20 protein-coding genes are annotated in these 19,606 nt (G+C 73.1%); 8 read left to right on the plus strand and 12 right to left on the minus strand.

Annotated elements, in window-relative coordinates:
* Positions 1 to 138: 138 nt before the first annotated feature.
* Complete coding sequence (locus AB0424_RS24940) at positions 139 to 405, minus strand: DUF4229 domain-containing protein (RefSeq protein WP_366308749.1); 267 nt, start codon at positions 403 to 405, stop codon at positions 139 to 141.
* Between the two features lie 168 nt (positions 406 to 573).
* On the opposite strand from AB0424_RS24940, the gene AB0424_RS24945 reads away from it, so the two are divergent.
* Both AB0424_RS24945 and AB0424_RS24950 read left to right on the plus strand, forming a co-directional pair.
* Entirely contained in the window at positions 574 to 1,107 is a 534-nt protein-coding gene (locus AB0424_RS24945; RefSeq protein WP_366308750.1) for a GNAT family N-acetyltransferase, read from the plus strand.
* Between the two features lie 85 nt (positions 1,108 to 1,192).
* Positions 1,193 to 2,059 (plus strand): AraC family transcriptional regulator, encoded by an 867-nt coding sequence (locus AB0424_RS24950; RefSeq protein WP_366308751.1) that lies wholly within the window; start codon positions 1,193 to 1,195, stop codon positions 2,057 to 2,059.
* An 82-nt stretch (positions 2,060 to 2,141) separates the two neighbouring features.
* Here AB0424_RS24950 and mqnE read toward each other — a convergent pair whose 3' ends face one another.
* Both mqnE and AB0424_RS24960 read right to left on the minus strand, forming a co-directional pair.
* Positions 2,142 to 3,305 carry an aminofutalosine synthase MqnE gene (mqnE, locus tag AB0424_RS24955; protein ID WP_366308752.1) on the minus strand — a complete coding sequence of 388 codons (1,164 nt, stop codon included), beginning with the start codon at positions 3,303 to 3,305 and terminating at the stop codon, positions 2,142 to 2,144.
* A 90-nt stretch (positions 3,306 to 3,395) separates the two neighbouring features.
* Positions 3,396 to 3,851 carry an Lrp/AsnC family transcriptional regulator gene (locus AB0424_RS24960; protein ID WP_366308753.1) on the minus strand — a complete coding sequence of 152 codons (456 nt, stop codon included), beginning with the start codon at positions 3,849 to 3,851 and terminating at the stop codon, positions 3,396 to 3,398.
* A 112-nt stretch (positions 3,852 to 3,963) separates the two neighbouring features.
* Between AB0424_RS24960 and AB0424_RS24965 the strand changes: the two genes are divergently transcribed.
* Entirely contained in the window at positions 3,964 to 4,101 is a 138-nt protein-coding gene (locus AB0424_RS24965; RefSeq protein WP_366308754.1) for a hypothetical protein, read from the plus strand.
* Here AB0424_RS24965 and AB0424_RS24970 read toward each other — a convergent pair whose 3' ends face one another.
* Positions 4,102 to 4,794 (minus strand): UbiX family flavin prenyltransferase, encoded by a 693-nt coding sequence (locus AB0424_RS24970; RefSeq protein ID WP_366308815.1) that lies wholly within the window; start codon positions 4,792 to 4,794, stop codon positions 4,102 to 4,104.
* 94 nt (positions 4,795 to 4,888) lie between these two features.
* Positions 4,889 to 6,136, minus strand: coding sequence for an ATP-grasp domain-containing protein (locus AB0424_RS24975; protein WP_366308755.1), 1,248 nt, complete (start codon positions 6,134 to 6,136; stop codon positions 4,889 to 4,891).
* A gap of 499 nt (positions 6,137 to 6,635) precedes the next feature.
* Between AB0424_RS24975 and AB0424_RS24980 the strand changes: the two genes are divergently transcribed.
* From AB0424_RS24980 to AB0424_RS24995, 4 genes are read left to right on the plus strand one after another with little or no spacing between them, the layout of a single operon-like run.
* Entirely contained in the window at positions 6,636 to 8,348 is a 1,713-nt protein-coding gene (locus AB0424_RS24980; RefSeq protein ID WP_366308756.1) for a glycosyltransferase, read from the plus strand.
* The gene (locus tag AB0424_RS24985) at positions 8,345 to 8,761 is read left to right on the plus strand and encodes a hypothetical protein (protein ID WP_366308757.1); all 417 of its coding nucleotides are present in this window, start codon (positions 8,345 to 8,347) and stop codon (positions 8,759 to 8,761) included. The genes AB0424_RS24980 and AB0424_RS24985 overlap by 4 nt, the downstream gene beginning before the upstream one ends.
* A 32-nt stretch (positions 8,762 to 8,793) precedes the next feature.
* Entirely contained in the window at positions 8,794 to 10,044 is a 1,251-nt protein-coding gene (locus tag AB0424_RS24990; protein ID WP_366308758.1) for an NAD(P)-binding domain-containing protein, read from the plus strand.
* Complete coding sequence (locus tag AB0424_RS24995) at positions 10,041 to 10,907, plus strand: glycoside hydrolase family 16 protein (RefSeq protein ID WP_366308759.1); 867 nt, start codon at positions 10,041 to 10,043, stop codon at positions 10,905 to 10,907. The genes AB0424_RS24990 and AB0424_RS24995 overlap by 4 nt, the downstream gene beginning before the upstream one ends.
* A 37-nt stretch (positions 10,908 to 10,944) precedes the next feature.
* Here AB0424_RS24995 and AB0424_RS25000 read toward each other — a convergent pair whose 3' ends face one another.
* Genes AB0424_RS25000 through AB0424_RS25020 form a run of 5 tightly spaced genes read right to left on the minus strand, consistent with a single transcriptional unit; the run spans position 10,945 to position 16,343 of the window.
* Positions 10,945 to 11,772 (minus strand): polysaccharide deacetylase family protein, encoded by an 828-nt coding sequence (locus AB0424_RS25000; protein ID WP_366308760.1) that lies wholly within the window; start codon positions 11,770 to 11,772, stop codon positions 10,945 to 10,947.
* Positions 11,769 to 12,773, minus strand: coding sequence for a glycosyltransferase family 2 protein (locus AB0424_RS25005; RefSeq protein ID WP_366308761.1), 1,005 nt, complete (start codon positions 12,771 to 12,773; stop codon positions 11,769 to 11,771). The genes AB0424_RS25000 and AB0424_RS25005 overlap by 4 nt, the downstream gene beginning before the upstream one ends.
* Positions 12,770 to 14,155 (minus strand): teichoic acid transporter, encoded by a 1,386-nt coding sequence (locus AB0424_RS25010; protein ID WP_366308762.1) that lies wholly within the window; start codon positions 14,153 to 14,155, stop codon positions 12,770 to 12,772. The genes AB0424_RS25005 and AB0424_RS25010 overlap by 4 nt, the downstream gene beginning before the upstream one ends.
* A gap of 29 nt (positions 14,156 to 14,184) precedes the next feature.
* Entirely contained in the window at positions 14,185 to 15,516 is a 1,332-nt protein-coding gene (locus tag AB0424_RS25015; protein ID WP_366308763.1) for a glycosyltransferase, read from the minus strand.
* Positions 15,513 to 16,343, minus strand: coding sequence for a glycosyltransferase family 2 protein (locus tag AB0424_RS25020; protein WP_366308764.1), 831 nt, complete (start codon positions 16,341 to 16,343; stop codon positions 15,513 to 15,515). The genes AB0424_RS25015 and AB0424_RS25020 overlap by 4 nt, the downstream gene beginning before the upstream one ends.
* 157 nt (positions 16,344 to 16,500) lie before the next feature.
* Between AB0424_RS25020 and AB0424_RS25025 the strand changes: the two genes are divergently transcribed.
* Positions 16,501 to 17,223, plus strand: a complete 723-nt coding sequence (locus AB0424_RS25025) for a TetR/AcrR family transcriptional regulator C-terminal domain-containing protein (RefSeq protein WP_366308765.1) — start codon at positions 16,501 to 16,503, stop codon at positions 17,221 to 17,223.
* 19 nt (positions 17,224 to 17,242) lie between these two features.
* On the opposite strand, the gene mqnP is transcribed toward AB0424_RS25025, so the two are convergent.
* A complete protein-coding gene (mqnP, locus tag AB0424_RS25030; RefSeq protein WP_366308766.1) occupies positions 17,243 to 18,145 on the minus strand; it encodes a menaquinone biosynthesis prenyltransferase MqnP in 903 nt (300 codons plus the stop codon).
* Positions 18,142 to 19,599 (minus strand): menaquinone biosynthesis decarboxylase, encoded by a 1,458-nt coding sequence (locus tag AB0424_RS25035; RefSeq protein ID WP_366308767.1) that lies wholly within the window; start codon positions 19,597 to 19,599, stop codon positions 18,142 to 18,144. Before AB0424_RS25035 ends, mqnP begins: the two co-directional genes overlap by 4 nt.
* Positions 19,600 to 19,606: the final 7 nt, after the last annotated feature.

Raw genomic sequence — 19,606 nt, forward strand, 5'->3', positions numbered from 1 at the left:
CCCAGGCGGGAGCCTTGGAAGCTCCGGCTGGGGTGTCCGGGGTGGTGCGGTCCGCGGTGTGGTCTGTGAGGAAGCTTACGCAGCCTTTACACAGCTCCCGCACGGGTCGCCCACGGGTCGTGCGGGGTCAGGGCGCGGTCAGAGCGCGTCCTCCTGGGAGCGGTTCGCGGCGAGCCGGTCCTTGGCGCGGTCGACCCTCGCCACGACCTCCTCGCTCGCCCGGTCACGCGCGCCGCGCAGGAGGACGAAGCTGAGCGGGGCGGAGATGACGAGGGAGAGGACGAGGACCCAGAGCAGGTTCGAGTCGCCGAGGCCGCGCGGCAGCACGCCGGCGTAGACGAGGCCCCACAGGGCGAGGAAGCACCCGGCGAAGATCCCGAGCCGCAGCAGGGTGTAGCGCAGCATGTCAGTCCACTCTTCCGTTCCGAAAGATCCCATACAGGACGAGTCCCTCCAGTGAAGCACGGGCGGGGGTGCCCGCCGGGAGCGGGGTTGCCGCCCGCCCCCGCGGACCGCGCGGCCAGGGTCCCGGAACCCTTGAGGAGCCTGGCGAGTAATAGATAATATTCAGCCATGACCCTTACCTTCGAGGTGGACCCCGCCGTCGACACCGCCCTGCGCGACGGCGTGCTCGCCCTGTGGGCCGACGTCTCCGACGCCGGCGGCGCCGTCGGCTTCGTCCCTCCCGTGACGCCGGACGAGATCCGCCCCGCACTGCTCAGGCACCTCGTCGCGATGGCCCGGGGCGACACCCGTCTGCTCGTCGGCCGCGACGAGGAGGGTGCGGTCGCCGCCACCGCGTTCTTCACCTTCAACGACCACCCCCTCATGACGCACTGGGTGTGGCTCTACACCGTCATGGTCCACCCCTCCCACCAGGGCAAGGGGTACGGCGCCGACCTGATGGCCGCCGTCGAGCACACCGCCCGCACCGCCGACGGCTTCTCCGCGATCGAGGCCGTCCGGCTGACCTGCCGCGGCGGCACCGGCGTCGACGCCTTCTACGCCAAGTGCGGCTACAAGGAGGTCGGCCGCGTCCCCGACGCCATCCGCGTCGCCCCCGGCGACGACCGTGACGACATCATCATGCTGCTGCCGCTGCGGTGACCCGACCGGAACGGGCACGGATTGCCGGGTCCGCGGGGCACCGGCCTTCCTACGGTGAGGACACGGAACAGGAAGGACGGACCACGTGCTGGAGCGGCTGAACGAGGCACTCGACCATGTCGAGGAGCACCTCCGCGGCGACCTCGACCCGGCCGTGCTCGCCCGGATCGCGACCACCTCGGAGTACCACTTCCGGCGGCTGTTCTCGGCGCTGGCGGGGATGCCCCTGTCGGAGTACGTCCGGCGCCGGCGGCTGACCGTCGCGGGCGCCGAGGTGCTCGCCGGGGAGCGGACGCTGCTGGAGATCGCGGTCCGCTACGGCTACGGCTCCGGGGAGGCGTTCGCCCGCGCGTTCCGCGCGGTGCACGGCGTCGGCCCCGGGGAGGCCCGCCGCACTGGTGCGGCGCTGCGCTCCCAGCCGCGGATGTCCTTCCGCCTCGTCGTCGAAGGGAACAGCACCATGCGGTACAGGGTCGTGGAGAAGGAAGCCTTCCGGATCGTCGGGCGCGGGGCCAGGGTCCCCCTGGTCCACGAGGGGGAGAACCCGGCGATCGCCGCGCACATCCGGTCCATCGGGCAGGAGGCCCTGGACCGCCTCGCCCTCCTCTCGGACGGGCGGCCGGCCGGGGTGATCTCGGCGGTCACGCACCTCACGGAGAGCCGGGAGGAGGGGGCCGAGCTGGACTACTGGCACGGGGCCGTCAGCGCCGCCCCGGTCCCGGCGGAGTTCGACGCGCTCGACGTGCCGGCCGGCACGTGGGCCGTCTTCGAGGACGACGGGCCGTTCCCGCAGTCGCTCCAGTACCTCTGGCGGGACGTCTTCACCCAGTGGTTCCCGTCCAACCCGTACGCGAGCCGGCCGGGCCCGGAGCTGTTGAGCGTCCTGCCCTCGGCGGACTGGACGACGGCGCGGGCGGAGCTCTGGATCCCGGTCGAGCGCACGGAGTCGTGAGGGGCTCCCCGGGGCGCGGCCGGGGGGCGGACACGGCGAAGGGCCGGCGGGGGGTGTCCCCGCCGGCCCTTCGCCGTACGTCTCAGAACCGCATGAGCTGCGGCGACTCGCGCCGCTCCGGGTCGGGGCCCGGGTACTCGCGGATGATCTCGTAGCGCGTGTTGCGCTCGACGGGCCGGAAGCCGGCGTCGCGGATGAGTTCGAGCAGGTCCTCACGGCCGAGCTTGTTCGGGGTGCCGTAGTTGTCGGCGTCGTGAGTGATCTTGTACTCGACGACCGAGCCGTCCATGTCGTCGGCGCCGTGCTGGAGCGCGAGCTGCGCCGTCTGGACGCCGTGCATGACCCAGAAGACCTTGACGTGCGGGACGTTGTCGAAGAGCAGCCGGGAGACCGCGAAGGTCTTCAGCGCCTCGGCTCCGGTCGCCATCGTGGTGCGCGCCTGGAGCTTGTTGCGGACCTTGCCGTCCTGCATGTCGACGAAGTCGTGCTGGTAGCGCAGGGGGATGAAGACCTGGAAGCCGCCGGTCTCGTCCTGGAGCTCGCGCAGCCGCAGCACGTGGTCCACGCGGTGGCGCGGCTCCTCGATGTGCCCGTACAGCATGGTCGAGGGGGTCTTGAGCCCCTTCGCGTGCGCGAGGCGGTGGATCCGGGACCAGTCCTCCCAGTGGGTGCGGTGGTCCACGATGTGCTGGCGGACCTCCCAGTCGAAGATCTCGGCGCCGCCGCCGGTCAGGGACTCCAGACCGGCCTCGATGAGCTCGTCGAGGATGTCGGAGGCGGACATCCCGGAGATCGTCTCGAAGTGGTGGATCTCGGTGGCCGTGAACGCCTTGAGGGAGACGTTCGGCAGGGCCTTCTTGAGCTCGGAGAGGGAGCGGGGGTAGTAGCGCCAGGGCAGGTTGGGGTGGAGCCCGTTGACGATGTGGAGCTCGGTGAGGTTCTCGTTCTCCATCGCCTTCGCGAGGCGCACGGCCTCTTCGATGCGCATGGTGTACGCGTCCTTCTCGCCCGGCTTGCGCTGGAAGGAGCAGTAGGCGCAGGAGGCGGTGCAGACGTTGGTCATGTTCAGATGCCGGTTGACATTGAAGTGCACCACGTCGCCGTTCTTGCGGGTCCGGACCTCGTGGGCCAGACCGCCGAGCCAGGCGAGGTCGTCGGACTCGTACAGCGCGACGCCGTCCTCACGGCTCAGCCGCTCACCGTCCCGGACCTTCTGCTCAAGTTCGCGCTTGAGTCCCGCGTCCATGTACGGCCGCCTCCCTTTATCTCCGAATTCAGGCTTGACCACCGTACTCCCCACCCTCCGGGCGGGAGGTACCCCCATCGCCGCTGCGCGTCACTCCTCCTCGGGCAGCTCCCCGACGCGGTTCTCCCACTTGGTGGAGAGCACGATCGTCGTGCGGGTGCGGGAGACGCCCTTGGTGCCGGAGAGCCGGCGGATCGTCTTCTCCAGGCCGTCGACGTCGTTGACGCGGACCTTGAGCATGAAGGAGTCGTCGCCGGCGATGAACCAGCAGTCCTCGATCTCGGCCAGGTCCTTGAGCCGGCGGGCCACGTCCTCGTGGTCGGCGGCGTCGGAGAGGGAGATGCCGATCAGCGCCGTGACGCCGAGGCCGAGCGAGGCGGCGTCGACGGTGGCGCGGTAGCCGGTGATGACTCCGGCCGCCTCAAGGCGGTTGATGCGGTCGGTGACCGAGGGGCCGGAGAGCCCCACGAGGCGGCCGAGCTCGGCGTACGAGGCACGGCCGTTCTCGCGCAGGGCCTGGATGAGCTGCCTGTCCACGGCGTCCATAGGGAAGAACCTTCCATTGTCCAGCGATACCGCGAGTTTAGGTATAGAATCTAAGGTACACAGGGAAGACGCCCTGTGAATCTTTCAGCAGATCAAAGACGATCTTTCAGGAGTGGTGTTCACCGTGTACACGATCGAGATGGCCTACGCACGCATGCGCGAGCTTCAGGACCTGGCCAACCGCTCGCGTGCCCACCTGCCGTCCGCCGCCTCGAAGCGCGCCGCGAAGAAGCACGCCAAGAAGCGCTGATCACGACCGGGAGCCCCCCTCGGTCCGCTGGGAAGCACTCCCACGACCGAGCTCTCCCTCCCAACGGCGGTACAGCCGGTGCGGCACCCCTGCCGCGTCCAGCACCCGCCCGGCGACGAAGTCCACCAGATCCTGGATGTGCGTCGCCCCCGCGTAGAACGCCGGAGAGGCGGGCAGCACCACGGCGCCCGCCTCGTCCAGCGCCACCATGTGCTTGAGCGTCTGACCGTTCAGCGGGGTCTCCCGCACGGCGACCACCAGCGGCCGCCGCTCCTTCAGCGTCACGCTCGCCACCCGCTGGAGCAGGTCCTTCGAGAGTCCGAGCGCCACACCCGCCACCGCGGCGGTCGAGGCCGGGACCACCAGCATCCCCTTCGCCGGGTACGAACCCGAGGACGGCCCCGCGGCCAGGTCGCCGGCCGCCCAGTACCGCACGTCGTCGAGCGCGCCGGAGAGATCGAAGGCGTCCGGCTTCCCGTCGGCGCCCCGCGCCAGCCAGGCCGCCAGGTCCTCGCGCCAGTGGGCGTCACGGAAGGCGATCCCCGTCTCGTCCAGCAGCGTGAGCCGCGAGGCCCGCGACACGACGAGATCGACGCTCTCCCCCGCGTCGAGCAACCCCCTCAGCACGGCGGCGGCGTACGGCGTACCCGACGCCCCCGAAACCCCCACCACCCAGGGCCGACGACTCTTCATCTCCTGCGACTCCACGATGGTGAGCCTATCCGGCCGGGGAATGCCAGGCCGGGGCAAGGGCGGACGACCGGCTCCCCCGAGCCCGCCGGACCCGTCAGACCCGGCCTCCCACCGCCTTGCTCCGCACGTCCCGGCCGACCCGGCGGGCGACCGTGCCGAGGAAGCGGAACGCCTCGGCCACGGCCGGCAGCGGGTCGTCGCCACTGAGCCAGGCGCGCTCGGTCCCCGCCGACGGCAGCAGCCCCGTCGGCACCCGGTGCTCCTCGCGCAGGGAGGCCAGCGCCGACGGCAGGTCGAGCTGTCCGGCCACGAACACCCGCCCGTCGGCCTGGGGGCCCGCGGGCACGTCACGGCCTGTCAGGTCGAGGTGCAGGGCCTGGACGACGTCCACCGCGTGCACGTTCTCGAACAGCCGGAACTGGGCTCCGGTCCGCGGGTTGAAGTCCACCAGCTTGTAGCGCCGGTCTCGGCCGTCGTAACGCCAGTCGAGGTCCGCCACGCCGCAGTAGCCGATCCGGCGGCAGAGATCCGCGGCGAGGGCCCCGAGGGCGGGGTTGTCCATGGCCACGGCCCGGGTCGTGACCCCGGCGTGCGGCGGCCAGGACCGCAGTTTCAGGCCGGTGAAGACGACCCGGGGCGCGCCGCCCGCGCCGCAGTAGAGGTGGGTGATCCAGTCCTCGGCGTCCTCGCGGGGGATGTACTCCTGCACCAGGACGGGCGGCAGGGCGCCCGGCGGGAACCGGGCCAGGAGCGTGCGCTCGTCACGGATCGCGGTGGTGGCGCCCACGGCGGGGGTGCGCAGCCTGGTCCACGCGTCGCGGTTCTTGAGGACGACGGGGAAGCCCAGCTCCCGGCCCGCGTCGAGAAGTTCGTCGCGGTCGGCGGGTGCCCGGCTTCGGGGCGAGCCGACACCCAGCTCCTCGCAGATGGCGTGCAGGGTCGCCTTCCCGGCCAGGCGCCGCGGGAGCCCGGGGGGCACGGGAGGGAGCAGGAAGCATTCGGAGAGGACGTCGGCGTGCTCGGCGAACAGGATCGCGGCCTCGTCGTCGGTGGGCACCGGGACGCAGGGGGCGGCGACGGAGCGGCCGATGGCGAGCAGGACGGCGACGAGCGCGTCGGGTTCCTCAAGGCCGGTGGTCGGCCGGACGAACGCGCGGGACAGGTGGCGGGAGAGCGCCACCGGGGTGAGTCGGTCCTCGACGACCGCGTGCACGGTGACCCCCGACCGGCCGAGGGTGCGTACGACTCCCAGCCCGCCGTGGTGCTGCGGGTACCGGCCGACCTTGGCGAGCAGCGCGGGTACCGCCGGGTCGAGAGGCATTCCGTCCGAGACGTGTCCCACGGTTCTCCCTTCGCCCGCACGCGCGGGCGGGCCGCGGGCCGACGACCCCCCTTCGCCATACATATTGTCCCATAAGGCGGCGAAATAGAGGGTGTTCTAAAGTTGGTACCGCTATGTCCGTCTTGTGGAGAGTCGACGAGCACGCTCCCGCCCAACAGGCCGCGAGCGCCACGCACCCTGCGGAGCATTGGGGCACCGACAGCCCTCGCCGGCCGCGCCACACGCCGGAAATCCCGCGCGGGACCCGGAAGTTCGGCCGGACCCACCGCCGGCCGCACGTCACCGTCGCACCCGCGCCGTGCGCGACCGCCCGATGTCCGGGCGTGCCATGACGGGCATGCGGGACGGGCCGCGCGACGGCACCGGGGTGACCGCCGGCCACGACCGGGATCGCGACGACGCCCGGGCGGCGGCCGCCCCGGGAGGAACACGCGATCGCACCGGGGCGAGGGCCGGGCCGTCGCCGGGCGACCGCTCCCGCGCGGCCCGACACTGGGCCGTGCGCGGCCTGCTCCCCCTCGCCCTCGTCCTGTGGCTGCTGTCCCTGCGCTCGGTCCCGCTCGACGAGATGCGCGACCTCGGGCTCCTCCAGGTACTGCCCGCGCTCTTCTGGGTCGCGCTCCTCCTGCTCACCCTGGGCTTCTGCCTCGCACTGAGCGACCGCCGCACGCACGGCGCCTGGCTGACCGGGTACCTGCTCGGTCTGATCGCCCTGATCCACGCCACCCCCACGCTGCTGTACCCGACGCTGCGCTATTCCTGGGCCTGGAAACACCTGGCGGTCGTCGACGCGATGATGCGCCACGGCGGCGAGGTGCCGAACGCGAACAAGTTCTCCGTCTACAACGACTGGCCGGGCTTCTTCCAGCTCAACGCGCTGTTCCTGCGGGCCACCGGCCTGGATTCGGCCGTCGGCTACGCCGCCTGGACGCCCGCGTTCGCCAACGCCCTGCTGCTCGCCCCGCTGCTCCTGCTGTACCGGTGCGTGACCCGCGACCGGAGGCTCGTGTGGGGCGCGGCCTGGATCTTCTACAGCTGCTCCTGGGTGGGCCAGGACTACTTCGCGCCGCAGACCTTCGCCTTCCTGCTCTTCCTGGCCGTGATCGCCCTGGTCTTCCGACAGCTGCCGTCGTCGGCCCTTCCCCGGCCCGACCCACGCCGCCGGGGCGGCTGGCCGCCGACGCTGCTCGCGGCCGTCGTGGTGCTCGTTGCCGCGGTCGTGGTCTCCCATCCCCTCACCCCGCTGATGCTGATCAGTGCCCTGGTGGCGCTGTCGTTCCCGCGCCGGAACCGCCCCGTGGTGCTGCCCCTGCTCGGCGCCACGGTCGCCCTCACCGCCGTCTGGGACACCACCGTGGCCCGCTCGTACATCTCCGAGCACATCGGCAATCTGACGCAGTCCCTCGTCCAGCCCGACCGGAACGTCACGGCCGGGCTGGCCCCGCTGGGGGACGCCGCGCCGGGGCAGATCCTGCTCTCCTGGATCGACCGCGGGCTGTCCGCGACGGTCGTCGTCCTGGCCGTGGCGGGATTCCTGGTCCGCCCCTGGACCCGACGCACGGGCCTGCCGCTGCTGGCCGTCGCCCCGATCCCGCTGCTCGCCGTCAACGCCTACGGCGGCGAGATGCTCTTCCGGGCCTACCTGTTCGCGCTGCCCGCCGCGGCGTTCCTGGTGGCGGCCCTCCTGCTGCCGTCGGACGGGCGGCGGTTCGCCCCGCGCACGCTCGTCGTCTACCCCGTGTTCCTGGCCCTGCTCGGCGGCCTGGTCTTCGGCTACTACGGCAAGGAGGCCGTGAACCGCTTCACTCCCGGCGAGGTGGCCGCCGCCCGCTACGTGACCGAACACGCCCCGCCGGACTCGACGATCATCATGCTCACCTCGGACGTCCCCGGCATCGACATGGGCTACGACCGGCACCCCAGGATCGAGCTGGCCTACCAGGACCCCCACGACACCCGGAGGCTGGTGGACCACCCGGTGGCCGGAGTGACCGCCTTCGCCTACGGCGCCACCGAGGAGCGGCCCGCGTATCTCATCCTCAGCCGGGCCCAGGACATGAACGGCTACCTCACCGGCTCCTTGCCGGCCGACACCTCGGAGCGGCTGAAGTCCGCACTCGCGGACGCGCCGGGCTTCACCCGGGTCTTCGCCGACGAGGACGCCGTCGTCTACCGCTATGTGACCCCACGGTCCGCCGGAGGCGTGCCGTGACCGGGACGGCCCCCCGCCCGGGGCCTCCCGCGACCGGGGAACTCCCCCGGTGGGGGCTGGCCGCCTCGGGATGGCTCGCCCTGATCGCCACCCTGCTGCCGGAAGGGTCGCCGGTGCGGGTGACGGCCGTGACCGCGTTCCTGCTCGTCTGCCCCGGACTCGCGGCCGTCCTCGCCCTGCGCCCCGCCGCCGCGGGGCGCGACGCCCGCCGGTACGCGCTCCTGGAGGCCGCCCTGCTCGCCGTGACGCTCGGCCTCGCCCTGGCCACCCTCGTGGCCGTGGGCCTGTTCCTCGTGGAGCTCTTCACCGCCACTCGGGCCCTGCTCGTGCTGGCCGGGCTGACCTCCGTGCTGGCACTGCTGCCCCTCGGTTCCCGCGCGCGGGATCGGGACGACGCGGTGCAATCTGGTTGAGGGGGACGCAGGGGGGCGAGAGGAGTTCTGAGATGGCCCCGGAGCCTGGCAGCACCGGCCGCGGGCGGCTGCCCGCAGTCGTCGTCGGAGCCGGTCCCTACGGACTCGCCACGGCCGCCTGGCTGGGAGCGGCCGGCGTCCCCACACGGGTCTTCGGCGAGCCGATGAAGAGCTGGGAGGCACACATGCCCGACGGCATGTACCTCAAGTCCGTCCCGACTGCTTCGTCGATCTCCGCCCCCGAGAAGAACCACCGGTTCGCCGACTTCCGCGCCGTCCACGGCAGGCCGCCGGTGGGCGACACGTACCCGATCCCGGTCGACGAGTTCGTCGCGTACGGCCGCTGGTTCCAGGAGTGCCGGGTGCCTGCGGTGGAGCGCACGACGGTCCGCGACGTACGGGCCGTGGACGGCGCGTTCGGCGTCACCCTGGACTCCGGTGAGCAGATCACCGCGGGCTCCGTGGTGGTGGCCAGCGGTCTCGTCCCGTACGCCCACCGGCCCGCCGGGCTGGCCCCGCTCTTCCCCGCGGGCCTCGCGTCCCATCCGTGCGAGCACGGCGACCTCGCCCGGTTCGCCGGCCGCCGGGTCGTGGTCGTGGGGGCCGGCCAGTCCGCGCTGGAGAGCGCGGCGCTGCTGTACGAGGCGGGGGCCCGGCCCACGGTGATCGCGCGTACCGGGTCACTCCTGTTCGGCACGCCGCCGGAGACGGACCTGCCGTCGTCCCGCCCCCGGTCGACCCGGCTGCTCAAACCGGCCTCCCCGCTGGGCCCCGGCTGGTCCCACGCCGCCGTCAGCCGCGCCGCGGGTCCCTACCGCCGCCTGCCGCTCCCCGTGCGCAACCACTTCCTGCGGACCGTTCTCGGACCCTCGGGCGCCTGGTGGCTGCGGGACCGGGTGGACGGCCGTTTCCCCGTGATGTGCGGCCACCGGGTCGTCTCGGCCCGGGCCCGGGGTCAGGAGGACGACGGGACGGTCCGGCTGGAGCTGGCGGACCGCGCTGGAGCGACCGAGGTCGTGGACGCCGACCACGTCCTGGCGGCCACGGGCTACCGCGTGGACGTGGACCGGCTCGCCCTCCTGGAGCCGTCCCTGCGGCGGTCGGTGCGCACCCTGCCCGGCGGCGCGCCCGTGCTGTCGGCGGGGTTCGAGTCGTCCGTACCCGGCCTGTACTTCACCAGCCTGGCGGCGGCCCCCACCTTCGGTCCCCTCATGCGCTTCGTCTGCGGTACGGACTTCGCGGCCCGCCGGGTCGCCGGGTCCGTCGCGGGCAGAGCGCGGTGACCGGGGGCCACACGCCCCGGTCCCGCCGGCGGACGGCGGCGCTGGCCCTGGCCTCCGCCCTGCTGGCGCTCAGCGCCTGCAACGGCCCGGCGGGCAGCGGGGAGGGCGCCGCCACCCCGCTGCCCGTCGCGTCCGAACCGGTGCCCCTCGGGCCCTGGAGGCTCGTGCTGGACGAGGAGTTCGACGGCACGGCTCTGGACACCTCGCGGTGGGCCACCTGCTACGACTGGAACCGGGACGGCTGCACCAACAGCGGCAACAACGAGCTCCAGTGGTACCTGCCGCAGCAGGTCTCCGTCCGGGGCGGCGAGCTCACCCTCACCGCGCAGCGCCACGACACGCGCGGGAGCGACGGCAAGACCTACCCCTGGCGGTCCGGCATGGTCTCCACCGGGCGGGACCAGTGGTACGGCGAGCCCCGCCGGACCTTCACCTACGGGTACGTCGAGGCATCGGTCCGCATCCCGGCCGAGGCGGGCATGTTCCCGGCGTTCTGGATGATGCCGGCATCCCGCTTCACCCCGCCGGAGATCGACATCATGGAGTTCCTCGGCTCCACGAGCACGGTCCACATGTACGTGCACTGGATCGAGCCCGACGGCGAACGGGCCCGGCAGCGGGGCACGTTCGGCCCCGCCGACTTCTCGGGACGGTTCCACGTCTACGGAGTGCTGTGGGAGCCCTACGCGCTGGTCTGGTACGTCGACGGCGTCGAGCGGCTCCGCGTGACGAATCCGGAGCGGATCCCGGACGTTCCGATGGAGGTGCTGCTCAACCTGGCGGTCGGCGTGCCCGAGGCACCGCCCGCGGCGGTCGACGAGGCCCGGATGCAGGTGGACTGGGTACGGGTGTGGCAGCACTGACCCTCCGGGCACGGCGGTGGCCCGACGGGTCCGACTCTCAGGACAGGGCCTGATAGGGCACGTTGAGCCGGGCCCGCAGCCGCCGGTAGGCGCGCCAGCCCCGGGTCCGGGCGCTCTCGGGGAACGGCGCGACCGGCGCCGCGTCCCCTCGGGTCCACCGCAGGAACCGGTCCCGGTCGGTGTCGGCGCGGACCATCAGCCGGGCGATGCGCAGCGGGTCGTCGTCCGCCGAGCTGAACGCGTCGCGCACGGCCGCCGCCGAGGTCCACCCCGCCTCGCGCACCTGGGCCCGCACCGCGCGGCTGGAGTAGCCGTGGGGGTAGGCGAAGGCGTCCACCGGATGCCCCAGGAGGTCCTCCAGGTGGCGTCCGCATCCCCGCACCTCGTCCCGCAGCCGGCCGGCCGGGAGGGTGTCGAGCTGCGGGTGGGTGCGGGTGTGGCCGCCGATCTCCACGCCGAGCGCGTCCAGTTCGCCGAGCTGGGCCCGGCTCAGCATCCGCGACCCCGACGGGAAGGGACCCTGGTCCGTGTCGTCCAGCACGCCGGTGGTGACGTAGAGGGTGGAGGGCAGGCCCAGGGAGGCCAGCAGCGGGAGGACGGTCGCGCGGAAGTCGGCGAAGCCGTCGTCGAAGGTGAGGACCGCCGACCGGGCCGGCAGCGGCGGGCCTCCGCGCTGCGCGGCGACGAGCCGCCGCAGGGGCACGACCCGCAGTCCGCTGTCGGCGATCACGGCCAGCTGCTCGGCGAAGGTCCGGGGAGTCACGGTGAACGGCGCGATCCAGGACGGCGGGTCGTCCGCCACCGAGTGGTAGAGGAAGACGGGGACGGGGCTGCGCGCGACGTCCGCCGCCGGGCCGGCGCTCACGGTCGTCCTCCTCCGGCCGCCGGGGCCGGCCGGCCGACGGCCGGCGCGTCCGTCCCGGTGGCGGGGCCCGTGCGGGGCGCGGGGGCGAGGCGCCGGGCGCGGCCCCTCGCGTACCCCGCGACCGTCACCCCGACGCCGCCCGCGAGGGCGCCTGCCGTGCGCAGGCCGGCCGGGCGGCCGGGCCGCAGGGCGCGGGCGAAGGCGCGGGGGACCGTCGACCGCAGGTAGGCGCGCTCGCTGGCCAGGGCGGCGTGGCTGCCGCCGAGCCGGGCGACCTGCGCCTTGGACAGGCCCTCCGCGTAGCAGCGGGAGACGAAGTAGGCCCAGGTGGCGCGGGCGGCGGGGACCCGGTGGCGGACCGCCGCGGCGGGCTCGTGGAGCAGGACGGCGTCCGGGCGGCGGGCCGCGATGCGCAGGCAGAGCTCGGTCTCCTCGCAGCCGAGCGGGCGGGTGCCGACCCGTCCGAGGTCGGCGCGGAACCCTCCGGCGGCGAGCACGTCGGAGCGGCGGAAGGACATGTTGGCGCCGATGAAGTTCCTTACCGGGGCGAGGTGTTCGGGCAGGCCGTGGTACGAGCAGCCGACCACCCAGTCGAACTCGGGCGGGAACCAGGCGGGCCGCCGGGTGGTCCACCGCGGCCGGACGAGGCCGCCGACCCCGGCGACGTCGGGGCCGGTGTAGTGGGCGAGCAGCCGGGCGGACCAGTCGGGTTCGGCGGCCGCGTCGTCGTCGAGGAAGGCGACGACCTCGCAACGGGCGGCCTGGACTCCGGTGTTGCGGGCTCCGGAGAGTCCGCGGCGTCCGGTGTTCGTGAGGATCCGGATGCCGTCGAAGGTGGCGGTGGCCCGCGCGTGCAGCTCGGGGCAGTGGTCGACGACGAGGACGATCTCGTCCACGGGGTGCCGCTGGGCGTGCAGGGACCCGATCGCCGCCCGGATGTCGTCCCACCGGTCCAGGGTGTAGGCGCAGACGACGACGGTGACGCTCGGCAGGGTGTTCACGAGGACCTCCGGGTTCCGGCCGTGAGCCAGTGCGTGCGGCAGATCAGCAGCAGTGCGGCGAGCAGGGACGTGGTCGCCAGCCAGGCGACGCCGGCCCCGGTGATCCCCATGACCGGCAGCAGCAGCTTGGTGAGTCCGAGCACCAGCACGCACTCCGCGATCTGCAGTCCGACGGCCCAGCGCAGCCTGCGGCGGGCCCGCGACACGTCGATGGCGATGCTGACGACGATGTTCGGCAGCGCGGACAGGGCCAGCAGCCGCAGCAGGGTGGTGGCCTCCTCGGCGTAGGCGGTCCCGAAGACGGAGAGGATCAGGGGCGCCAGGGCGAGCACGAGGACGACGCCCGCCCCGAGGAGGAGGCCCGTGTGGCGCAGGACCCTCCTCGCGTGGTCGACCAGGTGCGCCGGGTCCCGCACGGCTTCCACCACCAGGGAGCTGCCCAGGTTGCGGGTGACCAGGTAGAGGACGTAGCCGACGACCCAGGTGAGGGAGAAGTAGGCGCTCTGGTCGGCGCCCAGGTTGTTCAGGACGATCAGCGGGACGAGGGTGTACGCCGCCATCCGGAACAGCGAGCCGGTGTAGTCGGCGGCCGCGTACCGCAGGGCCCGCTCGGGGCGCTGGGCCACCGTCGACGTCCGTACGTGGTCGGGCACGGCCCGGCGCAGCAGCAGGTAGTTGGTGACGAGGAGGGAGACGGCGAGCGCCCCCGCCCAGGAGAGCAGGATGCCGGACTCGAAGGCCAGCACCGCGCCCATGCCGAGCAGCCCGATCTTCACGACGGCGAAGACCGTGTTCTCGGCGACCACCCAGCCGGGTCGGCGCACCGCGGTGAGCGCGCCGTCCTGCATCACGAAGACGGCGTATCCGGCGGTGGCGGCGACGAACCACACGGCGGCCACGGGGTTGAGCAGGAAGTCCAGGTCGGGGGCGACGGTGGGCACGAGCAGCAGGAAGACGGAGGCCGCCAGGGCGCTGACGCCGGCGCTCACGGCGTAGCAGGTGAGGATCAGCCGGCGGGTGTGGTGGCCGGCGGAGGGGACGAAGCGGATGAGGAAGTCGTTCAGGTTGAGCTGTCCGACGCCGGCGAGCAGCAGTGCCATGGAGAGCGCGGAGAAGCTGACGCCCACCACCTCGTCCTCGTACCAGCGCGTGGCGAGGACCCAGAAGACCGATCCGAGACCGGCGTTGACGAGGGAGCTGATCGCGAGGAGGTGTCCGTTGCGCAGCAGCGGGTCGCGGGAGAACACCGAGCGGACGCCGGACCTGACCGTCGCGCCGAGGGCGCCGCGCGGGGCCGGGGGCGGCCCGTCGCCGGTGGGCGCGGGGGACGTCCGGGCGTGCCGCGCGGGGTGGGGGGTGGGGGCGGCGTGGAAGGCGGACACGGAGGGTCCCCGCCGGGGTGACTGGTCGGTCATCGTGCTGCGCCCCGCCTCCGGGTGTCGGGGTGGGCGCGGCCGCCGGGGCGGTGCGCGGACCGCCGCTGCAGCCGCCGTTCCTCGCGGCGGCTGCGCAGGTAGCCCACCGGGCCGTAGAGCAGGCCGCGGAGCTCCAGGCGGGCGATCCGCGTCGACGGCTCGCCGGTGGGGGCGTCCGCTCCGGCGCGTTCCCGGCTCCTGGCCAGGGCGTACCGGACCCCGCCGGGCAGCCGTCGCAGCAGCGCGGGCAGCATGCGGGGTTCGTGGACGAGCGCCCCGGCCAGGTAGGCGCCGAGGCCCGCGCCGTAGCCGAACGCCTGCGCCTCCAGGGCCTCGGGGGTCCTCCGGTGCCGGTGCCAGACGATCGCGCCGGGCTCGTAGGCGAGGGAGCGGCCGCGGGCCAGCACCCGGAAGAACGACAGCAGGTCGTCTCCGCCGCGTGCGGGGGTGCCGACGCCGGTGGCGGGGTCGAATCCGCCGAGCTCGCGCAGGAGCCGTGTGCGGAACGCCATGTTCGCGCCGGAGCCGAACCGGCCCGCGGTGAAGGGGAAGAGGGGGTCGGCGGGCGGGGCCCGCAGCGACCAGGTCCTCGGGGTGTATCCCTTGGCGAACGCGCCGTGCCGCTCCAGCGCGACCTGCGCCTCGGTGTCCAGTTCGGCCGGGACGATGAGACCGGTGACGCACCCGGTCCTGGGGTCGGACAGGAAGGGCTCGGCGAGCGCGGTCAGCCAGCGCGGGTCGACGAGCGTGTCGTCGTCGGTGAAGGCGACGATCGGGCCGCGGGCGGCGGCGAGCCCGCGGTTGTGGGCGCGGGCCAGCCCGGGCACGGGCTCGTGCAGGTAGCGGACGGCGGGGCCGTCGGACCGGCCGGACGCGGCGTACCGACGGCCGACCAGGTCGCGGGCGGACGTGTCCGCCGGGGCGTTGTCCACCACGAGGATCTCGAACCGCGGGTACTCCAGCGCCAGCAGCGAGTCCAGGCAGTCGCGCAGCATTCCCGCCCGGTTCCGCGTCGCGACGACGACGCTGATCTCGGGTGCTCCGCCGCGCACGGGGGGTCCGTCGCCGGGCCGGGGGCGGTGGCCGCGGGCGGCGTCGGGGAACTCGCGCAGCGCCGCCGTCTCGAAGGCCCGCCACAGCTCCGCGGGTTCGAGGCCGGACGCCTCGGTCATGCCCAGCGGGCGTCCGTGGAGCCGTACGAGGCCCAGCGCGCGGCCGGTCGGCGCGTTCCGGGTCCGGCCGCCGGGGCGCCGGAAGGCTCCGGGCTCGGCGAGGTCGATGTCCACGACGGGCATCGGCGCGGCCGGCCCGGGCGGCACCGGGGTCACGGCGTGCTCCCCTCCCGCGGGGCGGCCGCGGCCATGGCGCCGGGGCGCTCGGACAGCAGCGTCCGGAGCACCCGGCGGCCGTCGGAGATCGCGTGCAGGTTGGAGCGGCCGTTGCGCCGGGGCAGTTCGAGGCTGGGGACCTCGGCGATCCGCAGCCCGGAGCGCAGTGCGTGCACGATCATCTCGGCCTCGATCTCGAACCCGGTGGCGTGCAGGTCGAGTTGGTCGAGGAAGGTGCGGCGGAAGGCGCAGAAGCCGTAGCAGAGGTCGGTGAGCGAGGCGTCGTAGAGCCGATTCACCAGGGCGAGCAGGGCGTGGTTGCCGAGCCGGCGGAAGCGGGTGATGTCGAGGGAGCCGCCGCCTTCGACGAAGCGGGAGCCCTTGACGAAGTCGTACCCGTTCTCCAGGAAGTGCACGAAGTGCGGGATCTCGGCGGGGGACATGCTGCCGTCGGCGTCGATCATGACGACGTAGTCGCCGCGGGCTTCCAGGAAGCCGGTGCGCAGGGCGTTGCCCTTGCCCTTGCCCTGCTGCTTGATGCTGCGGACGGTGGGCAGGATCTGGGTCGCCACGCGGACGGTGGCGTCGTGGGAGTCGCCGTCGACCAGGAGGACCTCGCCGACGCAGTCCGGGATCTGTTCGAAGACCCAGGGGATGTTGCGCGCCTCGTTGAGGGCCGGGACCACCAGGCTGACGGCGGGCCGGGTCGGCACCTTGTCGCCGGCGCGTCGCATCGGGTGCGGCGGCGGGTCGGTGGAGCGGCGTACGGGGTGGTCGTCGACGGGCCGGGAGTCGGTGCTCGGCGACAGGGTCGGGTGCGTGGTCATGATGGCTCCGGATCGAATCGGTGCACGGTTCGGTGTCCGTGCTGCGGAGGCCGTCCGCCGGAACGCGGTGCGAGGCGGTTCGCCTGTCGGATGCACCGTACGTTTACGACGTATATGTACACTTTATCCCTGGATGGTCTCCGGTCAAGGCGGGCACATGGCGAGCGAGAAGGAGCCCCCGCAGGGGCGCAGGGCGCCGGGTCGGCGCGCCGGCGACCACGGGCGCTACGGCAGGCTGAGCCGCGAGAAGGTGCTGGCCGCCGCCCTGGCCCTGGTCGACCGCGAGGGGCTGTCCGCGCTGAGCATGCGCCGGACCGGCGCCGAGCTCGGGGTGGAGGCCATGGCGCTGTACCGGTACGCCGCCGGGAAGGACGCGCTGCTCGACGGCCTGGTCGAGGCGCTCTGCGCCGAACTGGAGGAACGGCTCGCGGCCTCCCCGGAGGCACCCGGATGGCGGGAAGAGCTTCACCGGGTCGCCCGGGAGACCTACCGGGTCGCGTTCGCACACCCCCACGTGGCCCCGCTGCTGGCCACCCGCATGCTGGCGGTGCCGCTCGCCCGCCGCGCCCCGGCCGTCCTCCGGGCCCACGAGCGGCTCCTGGCCCTGCTCGGCCGGGCCGGGCTGGACGAGGAGCCCACGGTGATGGCCTTCCGGGCCGTGAGCAGCTGGGTCCTCGGCTACGTCCTGGGGGACCTGCGGGCCATGGTCGACAATCCCGACGAGCCCGACCCCGCGTTCCGGCTCGGTCTGCACCGCATGCCGGCCGACGAGTTCCCCCGCCTGCGGGCCGCGGCGCCGACGCTCGCCCGGCACGGCGGCCCCGAGGGCCTGGCGGCCGGTCTCGACGCGCTCCTGGACAGCTTCACCGGCGGGGCCTGACGGCCCCGCGGTCCGCCCGTCAGACCGACAGCCCGCGGACCAGCAGGTCCAGCAGGGCGCAGACGAACAGGCTGATGCCGATGAAGCCGTTCGTCGTGAAGAACGCCCGGTTGAGCCGGGACAGGTCGTGCGGCGTGACGATCGTGTGCTCGTAGCAGAAGGCGGCCACGACGATCACCAGGCCGACCCAGAAGAAGAGCCCGGCGTCCGTCGCCACCGCGTACCAGACGAGCAGCGCGGTGGTGACGACCGCGGAGACGCGGGCGCCCCACAGCGCGGCCGGCACGCCGAAGCGGGCCGGTACGGACATCACGCCGTGCGCCCGGTCGGCCTGGACGTCCTGGCAGGCGAAGATCAGGTCGAAGCCGCCGATCCAGACGCCGACCGCGAGGCCGAGGATCACCGCCTCCCAGGACCACTCGCCGGTCACCGCGAGCCAGGCCCCGATGGGCCCGATCGCCTGGGCGAGTCCCAGGATGGCGTGCGGGAAGTTCGTGAACCGCTTGCCGTAGGGGTAGACGACCATGGGGATCACGGCGAGCGGCGCGAGGGCCAGGCACAGCGGGTTGAGCAGGGCCGCGGCGCCGAGGAAGACGACGACGGCGATGCCGGCCCCGGTCCACGCCGACCGCACCGAGACCGCGCCGGTGACCAGCTCGCGCTGGGCGGTGCGCGGATTGCGGGCGTCGATCTCGCGGTCGATGATCCGGTTGCAGGCCATGGCGAAGGTGCGCAGGCCCACCATGCAGACGGTGACGAGGAAGAGCGTCCACCAGTGGATGTTCCGGTCGAGCCGGAACATCGCGGTGAGGGACGCGATGTAGGCGAAGGGCAGCGCGAAGACCGAGTGCTCGATCATCACGAGGCGCAGGAACGACTTCGTGCGCCCCGGTGTGGCGCCCGGTACGGCGGCCGTGGTCACAGCCCGTACTCCTTCCAGCGGCGGTCCACCAGGGCCGCCGTCGCGGGGTCCGACTCCACCATGTCCGGCCAGCCGCCGTCCCGGGTGTAGCCCTCCTCGGGCAGCTTCTTCGTGGCGTCGATGCCCGCCTTGCCGCCCCAGAACTGCTGGTAGGAGGCGTGGTCGAGGTGGTCGACGGGACCCTCGACGACCGTGAGGTCGCGGGCGTAGTCGGTGTTGCCGAGGGCCCGCCAGGACACCTCGTGCAGGTCGTGGACGTCGCAGTCCTTGTCGACCACGATGATCAGCTTGGTCAGCGACATCATGTGCGCGCCCCAGATGGCGTGCATGACCTTCTGCGCGTGCTTCGGGTACTTCTTGTCGATCGAGACGATCGCGCAGTTGTGGAAGCCGCCCGACTCCGGCAGGTGGTAGTCGACGATGTCCGGCACGATGATCTTGAGCAGGGGGAGGAAGAACCGCTCCGTCGCCCGCCCCAGCGGCCCGTCCTCGGTCGGCGGCCGGCCGACGACGATCGACTGGAGCAGCGGACGCTTCCGCATGGTGATGCAGTCGATCGTCAGGGCGGGGAAGGGCTCCTGCGGCGTGTAGAAGCCGGTGTGGTCGCCGAAGGGGCCCTCCGGGAGCATCTCGCCCGGCTCCAGCCAGCCCTCGACGACGACCTCGGCGTTGGCCGGGACCTGGAGGGGGACGGTCTTGCAGTCGACCATCTCGATCCGCTTGCCCTGCACGAAGCCGGCGAAGAGGTACTCGTCGATGTCGCCCGGCAGCGGGGCCGTCGAGGCGTACGTGACGGCCGGCGGGCAGCCGAAGGCGATCGCGACCGGCAGCCGCTCGCCCTTCGCCGCCGCCACCGCGTAGTGGTTGCGGCTGTCCTTGTGGATCTGCCAGTGCATGCCGATGGTGCGCTTGTCGTGCCGCTGGAGGCGGTAGAGGCCGAGGTTCCGCACACCCGTCTCGGGGTGCTTGGTGTGGGTGAGCCCCAGGTTGAAGAAGGAGCCGCCGTCCTTCGGCCAGGTGAACAGCGCCGGGAGCAGGTCCAGGTCGACGTCGTCGCCGGTGAGCACGACCTCGTGCACGGGCGCCCCGTCGGACTTCACCTTCTTCGGCGGCACGTGGACCATCGAGCCGAGCTTGCCGAACGCCTCCCGGACGCCGACGAAGCCGTGCGGGAGCTCGGGCTTGAGCAGCCCGCCGATCTTCTCGCTGATCTCGCCGTACGACTTCAGGCCGAGCGCCTTGAGCAGGCGGCGGTCCGTCCCGAAGACGTTCATCGCGAGCGGCATGGCGGAGCCCTTGACGTTCTCGAAGAGCAGCGCCGGGCCCCCCGCCTTGTTCACCCGGTCGACGATCTCCCCGACCTCCAGGTACGGGTCGACTTCGGCCTTGATGCGCTTGAGGTCGCCTTCGCGCTCCAGGGCCCTGAGCAGCGAGCGGAGATCGTCGTAAGCCATAGGGGCC

Source organism: Streptomyces sp. NPDC051180, assembly GCF_040689545.1.
Taxonomy (GTDB): Bacteria; Actinomycetota; Actinomycetes; order Streptomycetales; family Streptomycetaceae; genus Streptomyces.